Source organism: Paracoccus sp. IB05, from assembly GCF_016405985.1.
Lineage (GTDB): Bacteria > Pseudomonadota > Alphaproteobacteria > Rhodobacterales > Rhodobacteraceae > Pseudogemmobacter.
On sequence record NZ_JAEFCF010000035.1, the window covers coordinates 16,187 to 30,229 of the forward strand.

Genomic DNA, 14,043 nt, shown 5'->3' on the forward strand with positions numbered 1-14,043 from the left:
GGCCCGAATAGCCAGCGAGATACATCTGGTTCAGAAGACCGCTGCGAAGGCGGGTTGCAGTGCAACCCTTACCCATCTTTCCCGACCGGCACGACTGCAAAGCGATCAGCCGTGAGTGAGGTCTCATAGACGGTCTGCCCGTCTTTGGCGTAATTGCTCTCGCCGATCCGCCCCCTCACATGGACGAGGTCGCCGGGTTTCAGGTTCTCCTTCAGCCAGGCGAAACCTGCGGTGCTGCGTTCGAAGAGGGTGACGGTGTTCCAATCCGTGCGCTCGCGCAACTCGCCGCTGTCCTTGTCCTTCCAGCTGTCGGTTGCGGCGATGCTGACCTTCAGGACCTTGCCGCCCCCAAGCTCGGTTCTGCGACCGACATAGCCCTGAATCTGGAATTCCGCGAAGGTGTACAACATATTATCTCTCCTCGTTACGATACTAAACTTGAACGGTAGGTTCCCTGCGGTCGACTACTTCCCGAGCCGCCGCGCTCTCTCCGCGACCCGAACGATCTGACCGCCGGCGGCCAGAGCTGCGGATTTCACGGCGGGGGCGTTCTGGGCGATCTGGCGGCCGACCATTTCGCCGGTGCTGAGATTTCCCATTCGCTCGCGCGCCTGCACGCCGCGCGTGTTCATCATCCCGCGGGTCATGGCCACAGTCCCGGCTGCAACCGCTGGCCCAGCCACCACCATGAAGTTCCCCGACAGCCCGCGCACGATCAGAGGCGTTGCAGCAACGAAGCCCTTCGCCAGGAAAATCATCACGAAGAAGGGTATGAGCGAGCCGATGTTGGTGGCGGATTCCGGGTCTCCGACCTGTGCAAGGAGGGCGTTCGCCATTCCGACCACGGTCGAGAACATCGCGGCTATCACCACCGGATAAAAGGCATAGCTGACGGTCGTGGAAACCCAGCGATGGAAGAAGTCCTTGGTCGCATCGAACAGCGACAGGGCGATCATCACCGGCGCCAGGCCCAGCATCAGCGAGAGCATCATCTTGGCAAAGATCAGCACGATCCCGGTCATGAAGCCGAGGATGCTGAGAAGGATGAGGCCGATGCCGCCCAGGATCGCGCCCGTCATCCAACCCAGATTGTTGCCGATCGCATTCAGATAGGCCGAGAACCGTTCGATCAGATTGTCGAACTCACCGGCAAAGTGCGTCGCGCCGGCCCCTCCACCCCCAACCGATGCGACCAGCGCCCCTGCGATATAGTCCAGACCGCCGATCACCGCATTCGCGACCGCATTGAAGCGGGTCCAGTTGAAGGCGAAGAACCCGATCAGGGTTAGCTTCAGCAAGTACCAGAAGAAGGTCGCACCATCCATGCTGCGGTACTGGAAGGTCATGTTGATGCAGAGGCCGATGAGGGAGAGCGTGACCATCAGCAGGGTGATCGTGCCGATATTGCTTGCTACCGCCCCAAACTGCGATTCCGCAGCCGAGGCGAGGAAGCTATCGGCTGAGCCAACCATCCAGCTGACGACGCTCATTACCAGTTGCCCTGCGCTTCGCAGACAGTTTGAACTGCACGGCGCAAGTCATTGGCCTGGCGACGCAATACCCGTTGGGTTTGCGTGTGCTCAGCCTGCGGAAGGTCCGCGAAGCGCTCGGTATATTCAGCGTCTGCAGCAGACCAATCCGGGAAACGTGTTTCGCAGGAACAATCGCCATTTGCCACGATGGTTTCCCACGAGCGCAATTCATAGAGGGCCATCACGGTCAGCGCCTTGTAGGCTTCGCGGGGAGGGACATTTTCAACCCATGCCGGGCGCTCGGGCCTGTCGTTGCAGATCCGGTACCGTTGCGGCTCAAGCGTAGGTGTCAGATCGTTGGTGACGGGCGTTTGGCCGATGGCCGGAAGGGCGGCGGCGCAAACAGCAGCGGCGAGAACAAGAACACGCAAGGGGTTTCCTTTCATCATTCGGCGGCAAGGCGTGAGGGGGCCTCTTCAGAAGCGATGCCGGGCAGGTAGAATTCGGTGATGCCTCTGGCCCCTTCATGGCGGCCGGCCTGTATGATGACGTCGATCGAGCCTTCGATGTAGGTGATCATGTCGGCATAGGTCATCGGAAGGTCCGTCTTCAGGGCGGCAATGGCAAGACGACGGACGGCGAGCTGCGGTGTCTCGGCGTGAAGCGTGGTCAGCGATCCGCCGTGGCCGGTGTTGATCGCCTCGAGGAAGGTCATGGCCTCCTTGCCGCGCACCTCGCCCAGAACGATCCGATCCGGACGCATGCGCAGGGTCGAGGTCAGGAGAGCATCGGCGCTGCGGGCGTCAGATTCCCTGTCCGAGATCAGCGTCACGACATTCGGCTGCTCGGGTCTGAGTTCGGCCGCCTCCTCGATGGTCAGGATGCGCTCTTCATCCGGGATGAGAGAGATGATCTTGCGGGCGGCGACGGTCTTGCCGGTGGAAGTGCCGCCGGAGACGATCATGTTCAGCTTGTTCTCGACGCAAAAGCGCAGCGCAGCTTCGATCTCGCCGGATGCCACAACCTTCCGCAGCGCGAGATTGCGTTCCTTTCGCAGCCCCTCAAGGCTGCGTTCGCGCCCGTAGAGGAAGCCAAGCCTGATCTGCTCGAGGGGAAGTGTCGAGAAGAAGCGCAGCGAGATCGAAAATCCACCCTCGACCGCCGGCGGCTGGATCACCTGCGCCCTGATCGGTCGATGCCCCCAAAGGATGCTGACCGACACTATGGGCTTTCGGTTACTGAGCGTGGTGTTCGCCGCCGAGGCAATCTGATTGCCCAGGTCGCGGATCTCGATCTGGGTGAGTGGCTGACCCAGATCCCGCATGAAGTGATCGCCCTGGAACTCGCCCCAGACACGGCCATCCGGGTTGATGCAAATCTCGATCACATCGGAACGGCGGATTGAATCCCCCAGCCGTGCCAGCGAGGCCTCGAGGTAACTTGCCGCCATCAGAGGATCTCCAGATCGCGGTCGACCATGACCGTGATGCGGGTGCCCTGCGGCACACGGACCACCGGGCGGATCGAGAGATAGTCCTGCATCACGCTGCGGCTGGCATCGCGCAGGTCCGTCGCCACATCGCTTGCCGCATCCGAGGTCCTGTCGTCATCGATGCTTGCCGCGGCGGCCGCGGGGATCGCGCCGATCAGGGAAATGAGTGCGGCAGAGCCAAACCGCGTGCCGAAGCGGCTGTCGACATCGCCGGTGACACCAGAGCGGCCGAGTTCATCACCGCCAAAGGCGCTGATCTGGACGGTCTGGTTGTCGGGAAGAATGATCCGATCCCAGCCGACCATCACCCGGGATTGCGCGAGCGAGACCTCAGAGCGGTAGCGCCCGATCAACTGGGCACCGCGCGGGATCAGTATGCGGGTGCCGTCAAAGGAATGTACATCTTCTGAGACGACCGCCCGGATCACGCCGGGCAGGGTGCTGTCCATGGCGGTTTCCAGCACAGCCTGGATCATCGTGCCCTGCACCACAGTGTGGCCCGGGTTCACGATGATCTCGGCTCGGGTCATGGGCGCAGCGGCTGCACCACCCCGTACGAAGGCCTCGTCGGCGCTCAGCCTCGCAGCTTCAACCTCGGATTCCCCGTCCGCTCCCCCACCCACACCGGACCAGGCAAGCATAGGGGAGGTAATGCGGGCCTCGCGCGCGGCTGCCTCGGCAGCCCGCCGGCGCTCGAGTTCGGCAAGCCTTGCATCTTCTTCGCCGGTACCGGGAGCTCCAAGCCGAGCGATCTCGAGATCCATGCGAATGCGCTCCAGCTCGCGGTCCCGTTCGACCAGCTGCCTCTCAAGAACGCTGCGGGCTTCCGCATTTGACGCGTCCAGAGCCGCCAGCTGTGCTGTCAGATCCGCGATTGCCGCCTGCGCCGCTGGATCGCCAGTGTCGACGGGACGCGCGCGCAATTCGGCCAGTTCGGCTTGCACTCTTGCAAGGGTTTCTCGCAGTTCGAGTTCTGCGGCACTTGGCCCTTCAGGAACCGGCGCGGGTGCCGGAGCAGGTTCTGAAACCGGCGTTACCGGGAATTCTCCGAAGCCCGACCCTGCGCTCTGGAACTCTTCAGCAGCAGCCGTTGGCAAGCTGGGCTCTGGCTTTGGCTGTAGGAGCAACCACCCCAGTCCACCGATCACCAGAATTGCGGCGCTGCTGAGCAGGGCCGCAAAGAGAGAGGGGCGTGCGGGCGCTTTGCGCTTTCCCGTCGAGGCCTCTATGGCTTTGAGGCGGGCAGAGAGATCGTCGGGATCGCCGCTCATGACGATGCCCCGCCCTCAGCGCCTGACATGTCCTGGATGCAGATGACCTCCTCGCCGAGGCGCAACACCCATTGGCGGTGAACCCCGGAGACCCGGATCACACTTTCTTCCTGCGTGACGGAATTCACAGTTCTCTCGCGGCCGCCGGTCCAGCGGAAGATCGCGGGGATCGGCGCGTTCCGTCGGAAGCGGAAATAGGTAAACGTGCCATCATCCCAGACCGCCGAGGGCGTAAACTCGCTCTGGCTGCTCACGGCGTAATTGCTGTTTGGGGTGCCCGCGGCAACGGCGTTGACCGCCGGCGTGGCGGCATCCGGATAACGGAACTGCACGACATAATGTGGCGTCTCGCGCGCCTCGACGACATGGAAATAGTAGGAGCGCCGGTTTGTATAAACGGTGATATTGGTGGCGACATTTGACGCCACGGGCTTGATGGCAAAGGCCCGGCCGCCGGGCACGCCGTCGAACTGGAAACCCGCCGTATCGCCCGCGATGATCGAGCGGATGGTTTCTCCTTCGCCGAACTCGATCGAGGTGACACGGGTCAGATTGGTGACCACACGGTAGACCTGTCCCTCGGTCCAGATGGCAACCCGCACCCGGCTGTCATGCGATCCGGGGCGCGGTGTGGTCTCGGCGAAGGCTGGCGTGGCGGCCGTAAGCAAAGCCAAAGCGAGAAGCCGGGCGGGGAGGAGATGGCGGGGCAGGGCAAGCTTCATTCCGACCGGTCCGATCTGATGGCATATTGAGTGACGGTGAAGCCGAAGGGGTTTTGCCAGACATCGTCGATACTGCGGGCGCGCTCCGGGCGGAACTCGAACATCAGCGTTGCGGTAAAGAGCCCGACCTGGCCGCCTTGCGGGCTGGTCAGACGCTTGCGCAGTCGGATCTGGGCGCGGTTCTCGCCGATCAGGGTGATGCTGGCGATCTCGACGGCCATCTGCGAGGTCGCCCCATAGCGCGTTGGCGGATAGTTTTCCTGGCCGCTGGTCCACATGGCCCGCATGCTGGCTTCGGCTGCGCTGGCTGATTGCGCCAGAACTCGGTTCACGCGCAGATCATTGTCGAGCTGGTTATAGGTCTCGCGGTCAAGGATGTAGCGATAGATCTGGGATTCGATCACCGCCGGACGCTCGGAGAGCCGCACCGCCTGGACGGACGCATTCGGCAGTGCAAGGCCGCTCTCCGGGTCATAGGGCACCACCACGGGCAGGGGAGGCTCGACAAGGATCGCGACGGCAGCCGCCGCGAGGCAGCCCAGAACCCCAAAACCGGCCCCGGACAGACCGATCACCCGCCATTGGCGCTCCCGGCGCAGCGCGCCGTAAACCAGCTCTTCCTCGACGACTTCCCGCACGGCCATATTCGAATCCGCCGTCATTCGAGGCTCGGCATAGTGAAGTCCATGTAGCGCCGCTCTTCGGCAATAGTCGCGGCATCGACCACGCCCGCGTTGCCCGCGCCGATGGTCTGGATCGCCTCCAACTCCCACATCCGGGTCATGGCGATGGCGAGTTCTGCCGTGACGCGGGTGTTATGGTCCATGGAGGCCTTGAGATCATCCATATCGGGGATCATCGCGACGAGGCGCTCGACCCGCGCCAGAGACTGCGCCGCCTCTTCATGGCTGTTTTGCGCAGCCGCCGAGAGCACCGCGCCTGTGGTCGCCCGTGTCGCGATGCCTTCGGCTCCTGGGCTCCCGCTGGTGGCGATCTCACGCAGCGAGTTCTCGTCGAAACCCGCGCTTGCCAGCGCCTGCTGCATCTGGGTGCGCATCGGACCCGCGGTGACCCCGAGGAGGTTGCTCCAGTCTCCTTGCTGGATGCCACGGATCAGGCCGGGGATGTCCTCGAACTTGGCCTCAAGCAGTTGGTCCAGCTCGCCGCCCATGATGAGGCCGAGGATCTCTCGGGGGCCCGTGAGGGACGCGTACATGCTCTGCAGCTGGTCGAATTGCTGCTGAAGCATGTCCAGCTGCTCGAGCGCGTTCTCGAAGATGTCGCTCTGGATCCCAAAATCCTCCAGCATCTGCTGGAGCTGACGGATTTCCTGGGCGATGTTCTGGGTATCGACCGTGGGCACGCCCTGGGCCGAGGCGCCCGTGGCGAGACCGAGGCAAAGCGCCGTGCAGATCAGAAACCGTCTCATCGCAAATCCTCCAATCGGAAATTCATGAACCGCCGCTCGGCTGCCTGTGCAGCGGCCAGTGCGATCTGTTCATCACTCAGGGGTTGGGTCTGCGCCGCTTTCAGTCGGGTGCGGATGGCAACGATCCGGGCCAGTTCGGCGCGCGCGTAGGTGTTCAGGGCGATGGACGCCTGCAGGTCTTCTGTCGTTCTGATAATACTAATTATGTCATGCAAGCGCTTCGCAGCGGCTTGAACCGACACCATGGAATAGTCGCCATAGACGCCGGATCCATGCGCCGAGAGGCTGAAACTCGCATTGGCCAACAGCACCGGATCGATGGTGCCAAGCGCATCCGGGCCGCCCACCATGGCCAGATAGCGGTTGTACTGCGCCGGGATGACTACGACGTAATTCTGGGTCTCGGCGAAAGGTGGCACGCCGCTGTATTGCTGCACGCGGCCGGGCCCGGCGTTATAGGCGGCCAGCGCATGGATGATGTTGCCATCGAACATGCCGAGCATCTGCGCGAGATAGCGTGCGCCGCCGGTCACCTGCAGATAGGGATCCTCATAATAGGCCGGGTAGATGCCGAGATCACCGGCCGTGCCCGGCATGATCTGGGTCAGGCCGAAGGCGCCAACGTCGGATTGCGCACCGATCTGGAAGCGGCTTTCCTGCCAGATCAGCGCTTGCAAGAGGCAGCGCCATTGCACCGGCGTCAGCCCGGCGCGCGACACCCCGGAAAGCGAATAGGTGTCGCGGGCCCCGCGGATGATCAGTTCTTCGACCGTTTCGCGGGCGTCACCGAACAGGCGGGTGGCGGCGGGGTTGCCGTCTTCGGTCGCAAAGAGCGCCGATGCAGCCGTCTCTCCCCCATTCCCGGCCTCCAGCGCGGCCACACTCGCACCAACGGACACACTGGCGCCGACAGTCATCGCGCCAAGGATGCTCTCCAATGAGGCCAATTGCTGGCGCTCGATCTCGGCCAGTTCCTCCTCCCGGCTCAGCCGGTCGCGCTGCAACGCGATATCCAGATCTCGCTGTGCAATCGTCGCCGCCGTCCTGGCAAAGCCCTGAGCGTCAAAGGTCGGCACACCTTGCGCCCCCAAGGGCTGCGCCAGCGAAATGCCGACCAGGAACTGTGGCAGGATAGGTGCCAGAACCCGGGCCACGGCTTCAGTCCGCCGCGCCAATCAGGGTGAAGGCGCAGGGATCGGACGCCCGCGAGACCTCGCCGCCCATGGTCGAGACCGTGACGTCGGAGGGACGCTCGGCGAAACTGAAGCAATTAACCCGTGGGGCCTGCCCGCCTGCACAAGCGGCAAGGAGCAGGAGACTGCCGAGGACGGGAAGATGGATAAGCCGGGCACAATTTACACGAGACATCACACTACACCTTCCAGAAATCAGGGCGGTCGCGGTAATCCGCCCCCACGAGTTGCTCGCCCTTCTCCATTCCGCCAAGGACGGTCACGAGAGGGCCGAGGGCTGAGAGATCGGCATCGATGACAACCGAGCCACGGTCGTCGCGCACCAGCGCGAGGCGCGAAGCGGTCCCCACACCGAGGAGGACATCCAGTTCCTTCTCGCTGAGACCGAGCATCGCGTAATCGGCTGCGCTGGCGCGGATGTTTGGCAGCAGGATCTGCGTCGGCACCGCCTCGACGATTGTCTTGCCGGTGCGGGTGCGCTCGAGCTGGCTCGCATACTGGGTCATCATCACAACGACCGCATTCTGTTTGCGGGCTGTCACCAACCAGTTGCTCAGGCGATCCGCGAAGTACGCATTGTCGAGCGCTTTCCAGGCTTCGTCGATCAGGATGACCGTCGGGCGTCGATCCTCGATCACCCGTTCGACCCGGCGGAAAAGATAGGAGAGCACGGCCATCCGCTCGCGCTCGCTCTCGGAATCGAGGATGCCGGTCAGATCGAAACCCGAGACCTCGCCGCCGAGCGAAAAGCTGTCTTGCGGATTGGCCCCGAAGATCCAGCCGTAGCGGCCAGTCTCGGTCCATTCCTGCATCCGCTCGAAGAGATCGCCGTCATCATCGGTCGAGACCAGCAGCGAAGCGAAATCCGACCAGTTGCGTAAGGATGCATGATCGGCACCCGCGTTCTGGCGCACGACCTCCTGCAGGCGGTTGGTCTGAACCGGGGTCAGCGGCCGGTCGCGGCGCTCAAGCAGCGTCGCCAGCCAATCGGCAAGCCAAGCCTGACCTCGATTGTCGATCTCGGTCTGAAGTGGGTTCAGCCCGGTGGGTTTGCCCGCGCGTACGGTGGCATAGCTGCCGCCGAGAGCGCGGACCGCCATTTCCATCCCGGCGCGGTAGTCGAAGATGAAGAGCCGTGCCCCGGCCCGGCGGGCCATGGTCATCAGAAACGCAGCCAGCACCGATTTGCCGGAACCGGGACGTCCGAGGATCAGGGTGTGCCCGCCGGTCGGCTCTTTCAGAGGCGAGCCCTGTTCATGGAAACTGAACCGGAAACCGCTGCGCTCCGGGGTTGGAAACAGCGTGATCGGCACGCCCCAGGGCAGTTCCTCACCGGTCTTGCCGAGCGGGGTGCGATGGAAGGTCGCCAGATCTGCGAAGTTGTGGTTGGTGATCGCCGCCTTGCGGCTCCGCGCTCCCGTATTCCCCGGGTGTTGCGCCATGTAATGCGCGCGCGACCCGAAGCCCTCCGAGATCAGGTTGATACCGGAACTGGCGGAAATGTTACGGATTTCCGCACAGATGTCGTCGAGATGGGCGCGGGTCCGGGCATAGACCGCCACACTCATATGATGCTCGCCGAAGATCAGCCGCTTTGATTCAAGATCATCCTGCGCCAACTCCAGCTCCTGGGCCAGACTGACCGCGCCGTCATTGGCTGCCTGCATCAGCCGAAGCTGGCGTTTGATCCGACCGGCCATGATGTTCGAATTGATCGGCACGAAGGAATGGGTGACGACCATATCGATGGGCAGGTTCAACTCATCCAGCATCAGGCTGTCGGTCTTGGCGGGGTAGTTCTTCACCGCGAAGATCGTCCCGAACTTCTCGCCCACGGCCCCATCGCTCAGGTGAATCTCCGCGCCGCGGAAGGTCACACGGGTATTGGCGATATCTTCGGCCAGGATGCCGAGGCGCGATGCCGGGAAGAGCGGATGTTCCTCGCCAGTGTTCAGGCTGCCGAGGAAACCGAGCAACTCGCCACTCTCGGCCGTGAGCAGGCGCGGCTTCAGATCGGAAAAGCTGGAGAGCATGAATCCCACCACCTCATCCAGCTTGCGCAGGCGCCGCACGGTGTCGGCGGCCAGTCGCGCGCGGGACGCCGCCGCGATGAAGGGGATCCGGCTGCCCGGATCGGGGCGCTTCAGGATCGAAAGCGTCAGGGTCTTGTCGCGCAACCCACCCTTTGCAAGCTGCGCCTGCCAGCGCGCATCGACCGCAGCGGCGAACCCCTCGCCCGGGATCGGCGGAAGCCGCGTGTCCACCGCTTTGGAAACCTTGTGCAGATAGAAGGAAAACTCCGTCCCGACCTGCGCCACCACACCCGCAAGCAGCGCTCCGATCCGGTCAAGATGGCTGTCATCGGAGGTCGTGCTGTTCACCCCCTCCAGCCGGATGCATTGCATCAGCTCATTGCCCCGGGTACGGATCGTATTCCCGGCCACCAGGCTGACATAGGGGAGCATATGCGCGAGCCGCTTCTCCTTTACGGCCCAGGTCGGCAGCGCCGAGATTGGATCGGCAAGAAAATCGGCGCTACCCTCGGCGGCGATCGCTGCATCACGGGGCATAGCTGTCTCCCCCGTGATGCTTGCGGTTCCGCGTCGACGGGGTTTCCTGAAGCGTGATCACCAGCACGTCGAGGAAGTTCGGATCCCAATCCGCCGCCTTCCACAGAAGCGGCCAGGCAATCCCGGCCGCCACGACGATGATCCAGCTCTGGACCCAGAGGAACAGCATCGACGAGCCAAAGAGCCAGACCATGGCGTACATGATCGGCAGCCCCATCAGCTTGGGGGGCCGCAAGAGGCCGATGAAGACGCGCGACTGTTCCGCCATGACCCTCAGACCTCAGGTGGTCCAGATCGCGGCAACGATGGTTGGCGCGGCGGCAATGCCGGCGATCGCCACCAGCACCCAGAGCGCCTGGCGGAAGTCGAGGATGCCGAAGAGCCAGGACAGGAAGACCCCGATCAGTGCCAGCGTGCCGATCACGATGCCCAAGGGGCCGGTGATCGCATCAACGATGCCTTGCAGCAGTGTCTGCACCGGCGAGAGGTCGATGCTCTGAGCCAGCGCAGGGCCTGCCAGCACCACAAAGGCCATTGTCATGACCGCCGTGACGGAAGGGGATTTCATCAACTCGTTCCTTTCAGCCGCGCATAAACGGCCTGCACACGGGCCACATGGCCCTGGGTCTCAACATAAGGGGGGATGCCGCCGTGGCGGCTGACGGCCTCGGGTCCGGCGTTGTAGGCGGCCAGGGCCAGTTCCGGCGTGCCGAAAGTCTCGAGCATCAGGAGAAGATAGCGGGCCGATCCGTCGAGGTTTTGCCGCCAGTCGTTCGGATCGACCCCGAGGAAGCTGGCGGTATCGGGCATCAGCTGGCCAAGGCCGATCGCGCCGGCATGGCTAAGGGCCGCCGGGTTATACGCGCTCTCGACCTCAATATTGGCGCGGTAGAAGAGTGCCCAGTCGGTGACAGACAGCCCTGCCCGCCTCAGTGCGGCATGGCCACCATAGCGCAACGCGGTGTCTTCTATGCCTTGGAGGATCTCGGGGCTGGCAGAAGCAGACCGCGGCGTGGCGACACTGGCACCAGTGCCGCCATCATCCCGGGGTGTCGTGAAGAGGAAAAGTCGCTCCGGCGTCTCGTCGCCAAACTGGCGCATGAAGCCAGTATCGGATGACACCGAGGCCAGTTGGCCGTCCAGCGCCACCCGGAACACAAAGCCCTCTGCGCTCGCATCGCCCGGATTGAACCCGGCAAGGATAGCGAGGGCCAGAGGGAGGGAGGACGCTTCAGTCCTGCTGCGCGGGCTCTGGCAGTTGGTGGAGAGAGCGTCCCCCCTCGTCGAGCGGAATATGCGCCGTACGCATTCCGATATCCGAGAGGAAGCTGACAAGCCCTGCAACGGTCTTGAACTCGCGGGCCTTGATGTAATTGCGGCTGGTGACGACGATCTTTTCATCGCCGCCCACAGGCCCGATTGCCCGCACATACCAAGAGCCGTACCAGGCATTGAGGCGCTTCTCGGCCGCGGTCCGACAGACCACTTCGGCCGAATAGCCCTGTGCCAGCAGCTGTCGCAATCCGTCTTCTGTAACCACATTCGGGGCGTCTTCTAGCATGGTCTCCCCGCGGCTCCTCTCCATTGAATGGGTCAGGCCATGGGGAATCAAATCACCACAGCCGTATCATTACACTATTATTGATAGCAATGATTATTTGATGCCTTGACGGCAGATCATCGCTCCATAAGGGTGGATAGCCCAAGACCGTGACAAATCAAAGCAATGACGGGGCATCGTCCGAAACATGGTGAAGGTGCGCCTGCTACCCTGCGTTGTCGCGATCATGGTGAGTTGCTCCACCGCCTCGGCGTCATGCAATCCTCCCGAACGGCCATGGTTGCCGAGTGATCCTGCCGATGTACGCGCCTATGCCGATCTGATCCGGGAGGACTTCGAGGGCTACATCTCCGCAGTGCAGGAGTATTTCCGCTGCCTCGATGCGGAGCGTGCCCGGGCCTTCTCTGAGGCACAGGAGGTCAGTCAGGATTACGGGCGCTTCCAGAGCGTGATCGGCCACTGAGGTGAAAATCGGACGCGCCAACCACATGACAAGCAATGCAAGAATGTTGCATTCAATAATGGTGTATCGTAGCGATAAGGGGTAACTGAGCGAGTCGCCTCCATGTACCCTGCCCTTCGAACCACCGTTTTGACAGCCTCTCTGGTCCTGACCGCCGCAGTCTCGAGCCCTGCTCCAGTTCAGGCACAGACCTACCAGATCGACTGCGCCATCCTTCTGTGCCTCGCCGGCGGCTGGCCAGCCTCTGTCCCCTGCGCACGGGCCCGCGCCGAGTTCATTCGCCGCATCACGCCCTGGCCGGTAGAGCCGCCCCTGCAGATCTGGCGCTGCCCTATGGGCGCATCCTTCGGTGGCGGTGTGCCGCTCAGCCCGATGGAGCGCCTCTATGAAATTGCGTTCCGCGAGCCGCACGAAAGTACCCGGCCCATCCCTATCGAAGTGCCTGGGCTGATCCTCGCGCAGGCCGAGGGGCTGGCCGACGTCGACATCTCCGGGGATGCTTTTGATTTCGTACGCAGCATCCGGGTCTACCACATCCAGTTCAGCCAGCATCAGAACCGCGATGGCGACTGCATCCGCAGCGATTCCACCCGGCTCGGCTCCTATGGCACGCAAGGCGACTATGGCTGGGCCAGATCCTCGGTTGCCGCTGTCCCGGAAGCTTCCGACCTCGCGGTGCCCGAGCATTGCCGCAGCTATTCCTGGCGCTCAGTCTTCGTGGACTGGCTTGACCATGCCGGAAACTATGGATCGGAAGAGGTCCGCTATTGAAAAGCCGCCGGAGCCTTGCGGCTCCGGCGGCTCTCTGTGTCGGGGACGTTCGATCCCCTTTTTGAAGACGACGCCAGACCAAAGGTCCAACACCAAAACCTCAAAGAACACTCACCTAGCCAGAGTATTCTAGTCCATCCTTTGAGGTTGCGCAACCAATAATGTTATATTGCATGCTATGGTGATGTATTGCTGTGATCCTGGCGCGTCGTATCGGAGACGACGATCATGGAACTCACCACTGGCGCCATCCTTCGCCGCATCACCCACACAAACCTCTCCTGCGCCGCACACAAGCTTGCGACACTGATCCTCGACGGCATCGCCTGGAAGGAAGGCTACAACGGCCTGCCCCATGGAACCGCCGCCTTTACTCTGAGCGATCTCGCCGAACGGATGGAGGTCTCGCGCCAGTATCTGCACAACCTGCTGACGGAGCTGGCGGCTTCCGGACTGCGGCTTCTGCGCCATCGCGGCAAGGGCAGGTCCGCGCCCTGGCTCTTCCGGTTCGGCTGCTGCGATCAGCCGGATGCTGAGGATGACGTGTCAACCACAGCTGACATCTCGCCTTATATAAGGGATTCAAACAAAAATATATTTCATGGAACAATCATGGTGGATCGTGAAAAGCCTGAAACGGCAGCGCGCTGGCTGGCGCTGATCGGGAAGGCCAAGACCGCCCTGCCCTGCCACAAGGCGGACAGCCGGCACATCTGGGATCGCTTCCGGGAGTTTAACCGGCGGCGTGGGCACGAGGCGGTGCCGGCGGGATATCTGCTCGGGTTCATGCGGAAGTGGCGAGGCAGCGGTGGTGAATTTCGACCGAGTCCGCCTCCACAGGCTGCCAAGTCGATTTCGGCCAAGGCAAGCCAGCTGCAGCGTCTGATGGCGCCCGCCCCGTTTATCAACCGATATTTCCACGAGGCAGACTTGAAGCGCGCCATCGGCAACGATCGCTATGAGCAGCAGGTGGTTAGCCTGTCTGCCAGGTTTGGATGTTCGAGGTTCCAAGCACAGTTGGCGGTGCACGGCATGGCCGTCTCAGCAGGCACAATTCAGCGATGACAGTCCATCGCCGAGTCAACATACCATACGAGGT

The 14,043-nt window shown here is 62.7% G+C and carries 17 protein-coding genes; 3 read left to right on the forward strand and 14 right to left on the reverse strand.

What is annotated here, in order from left to right; all coding sequences use genetic code 11:
- Positions 1-68: 68 nt before the first annotated feature.
- The 14 genes from JC607_RS19145 to JC607_RS19210 form a co-directional block, all read right to left on the reverse strand.
- Complete coding sequence (locus JC607_RS19145; protein WP_020952590.1) at positions 69-410, reverse strand: single-stranded DNA-binding protein; 342 nt, start codon at positions 408-410, stop codon at positions 69-71.
- Positions 411-464: 54 nt separating this feature from the next.
- Complete coding sequence (locus JC607_RS19150; protein WP_198838487.1) at positions 465-1,490, reverse strand: type IV secretion system protein; 1,026 nt, start codon at positions 1,488-1,490, stop codon at positions 465-467.
- On the reverse strand, positions 1,490-1,903 hold the full coding sequence (locus JC607_RS19155; protein WP_198838488.1) for a hypothetical protein: 414 nt from the start codon (positions 1,901-1,903) through the stop codon (positions 1,490-1,492). The genes JC607_RS19150 and JC607_RS19155 overlap by 1 nt, the downstream gene beginning before the upstream one ends.
- Positions 1,904-1,917: 14 nt before the next feature.
- Positions 1,918-2,922, reverse strand: a complete 1,005-nt coding sequence (locus JC607_RS19160; RefSeq protein ID WP_198838489.1) for an ATPase, T2SS/T4P/T4SS family — start codon at positions 2,920-2,922, stop codon at positions 1,918-1,920.
- The gene (locus JC607_RS19165) at positions 2,922-3,908 is read right to left on the reverse strand and encodes a TrbI/VirB10 family protein (RefSeq protein WP_370584878.1); all 987 of its coding nucleotides are present in this window, start codon (positions 3,906-3,908) and stop codon (positions 2,922-2,924) included. The genes JC607_RS19160 and JC607_RS19165 overlap by 1 nt, the downstream gene beginning before the upstream one ends.
- A gap of 323 nt (positions 3,909-4,231) precedes the next feature.
- Complete coding sequence (locus tag JC607_RS19170) at positions 4,232-4,957, reverse strand: TrbG/VirB9 family P-type conjugative transfer protein (RefSeq protein WP_198838491.1); 726 nt, start codon at positions 4,955-4,957, stop codon at positions 4,232-4,234.
- Positions 4,954-5,601 (reverse strand): VirB8/TrbF family protein, encoded by a 648-nt coding sequence (locus JC607_RS19175; protein ID WP_198838514.1) that lies wholly within the window; start codon positions 5,599-5,601, stop codon positions 4,954-4,956. Before JC607_RS19175 ends, JC607_RS19170 begins: the two co-directional genes overlap by 4 nt.
- Positions 5,602-5,615: 14 nt before the next feature.
- Positions 5,616-6,386, reverse strand: a complete 771-nt coding sequence (locus JC607_RS19180) for a type IV secretion system protein (RefSeq protein ID WP_198838492.1) — start codon at positions 6,384-6,386, stop codon at positions 5,616-5,618.
- On the reverse strand, positions 6,383-7,540 hold the full coding sequence (locus JC607_RS19185) for a lytic transglycosylase domain-containing protein (RefSeq protein WP_370584879.1): 1,158 nt from the start codon (positions 7,538-7,540) through the stop codon (positions 6,383-6,385). Before JC607_RS19185 ends, JC607_RS19180 begins: the two co-directional genes overlap by 4 nt.
- A gap of 218 nt (positions 7,541-7,758) precedes the next feature.
- Complete coding sequence (locus JC607_RS19190; RefSeq protein ID WP_198838493.1) at positions 7,759-10,149, reverse strand: type IV secretion system protein B4; 2,391 nt, start codon at positions 10,147-10,149, stop codon at positions 7,759-7,761.
- On the reverse strand, positions 10,139-10,417 hold the full coding sequence (locus tag JC607_RS19195; protein ID WP_198838494.1) for a type IV secretion system protein VirB3: 279 nt from the start codon (positions 10,415-10,417) through the stop codon (positions 10,139-10,141). The genes JC607_RS19190 and JC607_RS19195 overlap by 11 nt, the downstream gene beginning before the upstream one ends.
- Before the next feature lie 12 nt (positions 10,418-10,429).
- On the reverse strand, positions 10,430-10,717 hold the full coding sequence (locus JC607_RS19200; protein ID WP_035715012.1) for a TrbC/VirB2 family protein: 288 nt from the start codon (positions 10,715-10,717) through the stop codon (positions 10,430-10,432).
- Positions 10,717-11,307 carry a lytic transglycosylase domain-containing protein gene (locus JC607_RS19205; protein WP_370584880.1) on the reverse strand — a complete coding sequence of 197 codons (591 nt, stop codon included), beginning with the start codon at positions 11,305-11,307 and terminating at the stop codon, positions 10,717-10,719. Before JC607_RS19205 ends, JC607_RS19200 begins: the two co-directional genes overlap by 1 nt.
- A 73-nt stretch (positions 11,308-11,380) precedes the next feature.
- Entirely contained in the window at positions 11,381-11,710 is a 330-nt protein-coding gene (locus tag JC607_RS19210) for a hypothetical protein (RefSeq protein ID WP_198838495.1), read from the reverse strand.
- Positions 11,711-11,936: 226 nt separating this feature from the next.
- On the opposite strand from JC607_RS19210, the gene JC607_RS19215 reads away from it, so the two are divergent.
- The 3 genes from JC607_RS19215 (at position 11,937) to JC607_RS19225 (ending at position 14,009) form a co-directional block, all read left to right on the forward strand.
- Positions 11,937-12,173 (forward strand): hypothetical protein, encoded by a 237-nt coding sequence (locus JC607_RS19215; protein WP_198838517.1) that lies wholly within the window; start codon positions 11,937-11,939, stop codon positions 12,171-12,173.
- A gap of 333 nt (positions 12,174-12,506) precedes the next feature.
- Positions 12,507-12,944, forward strand: coding sequence for a hypothetical protein (locus tag JC607_RS19220; protein ID WP_370584881.1), 438 nt, complete (start codon positions 12,507-12,509; stop codon positions 12,942-12,944).
- A gap of 228 nt (positions 12,945-13,172) precedes the next feature.
- Positions 13,173-14,009 carry a hypothetical protein gene (locus JC607_RS19225; RefSeq protein ID WP_198838497.1) on the forward strand — a complete coding sequence of 279 codons (837 nt, stop codon included), beginning with the start codon at positions 13,173-13,175 and terminating at the stop codon, positions 14,007-14,009.
- Positions 14,010-14,043: the final 34 nt, after the last annotated feature.

Coding starts and splice junctions, on each gene's coding strand:
- JC607_RS19145 (WP_020952590.1), bottom strand. CDS start 410: ATGTTGTACACCTTCGCGGAATTCCAGATTCAGGGCTATGTCGGTCGC.
- JC607_RS19150 (WP_198838487.1), bottom strand. CDS start 1,490: ATGAGCGTCGTCAGCTGGATGGTTGGCTCAGCCGATAGCTTCCTCGCC.
- JC607_RS19160 (WP_198838489.1), bottom strand. CDS start 2,922: ATGGCGGCAAGTTACCTCGAGGCCTCGCTGGCACGGCTGGGGGATTCA.
- JC607_RS19170 (WP_198838491.1), bottom strand. CDS start 4,957: ATGAAGCTTGCCCTGCCCCGCCATCTCCTCCCCGCCCGGCTTCTCGCT.
- JC607_RS19175 (WP_198838514.1), bottom strand. CDS start 5,601: ATGGCCGTGCGGGAAGTCGTCGAGGAAGAGCTGGTTTACGGCGCGCTG.
- JC607_RS19180 (WP_198838492.1), bottom strand. CDS start 6,386: ATGAGACGGTTTCTGATCTGCACGGCGCTTTGCCTCGGTCTCGCCACG.
- JC607_RS19190 (WP_198838493.1), bottom strand. CDS start 10,149: ATGCCCCGTGATGCAGCGATCGCCGCCGAGGGTAGCGCCGATTTTCTT.
- JC607_RS19195 (WP_198838494.1), bottom strand. CDS start 10,417: ATGGCGGAACAGTCGCGCGTCTTCATCGGCCTCTTGCGGCCCCCCAAG.
- JC607_RS19200 (WP_035715012.1), bottom strand. CDS start 10,717: ATGAAATCCCCTTCCGTCACGGCGGTCATGACAATGGCCTTTGTGGTG.
- JC607_RS19210 (WP_198838495.1), bottom strand. CDS start 11,710: ATGCTAGAAGACGCCCCGAATGTGGTTACAGAAGACGGATTGCGACAG.
- JC607_RS19215 (WP_198838517.1), top strand. CDS start 11,937: ATGGTGAGTTGCTCCACCGCCTCGGCGTCATGCAATCCTCCCGAACGG.
- JC607_RS19220 (WP_370584881.1), top strand. CDS start 12,507: ATGGGCGCATCCTTCGGTGGCGGTGTGCCGCTCAGCCCGATGGAGCGC.
- JC607_RS19225 (WP_198838497.1), top strand. CDS start 13,173: ATGGAACTCACCACTGGCGCCATCCTTCGCCGCATCACCCACACAAAC.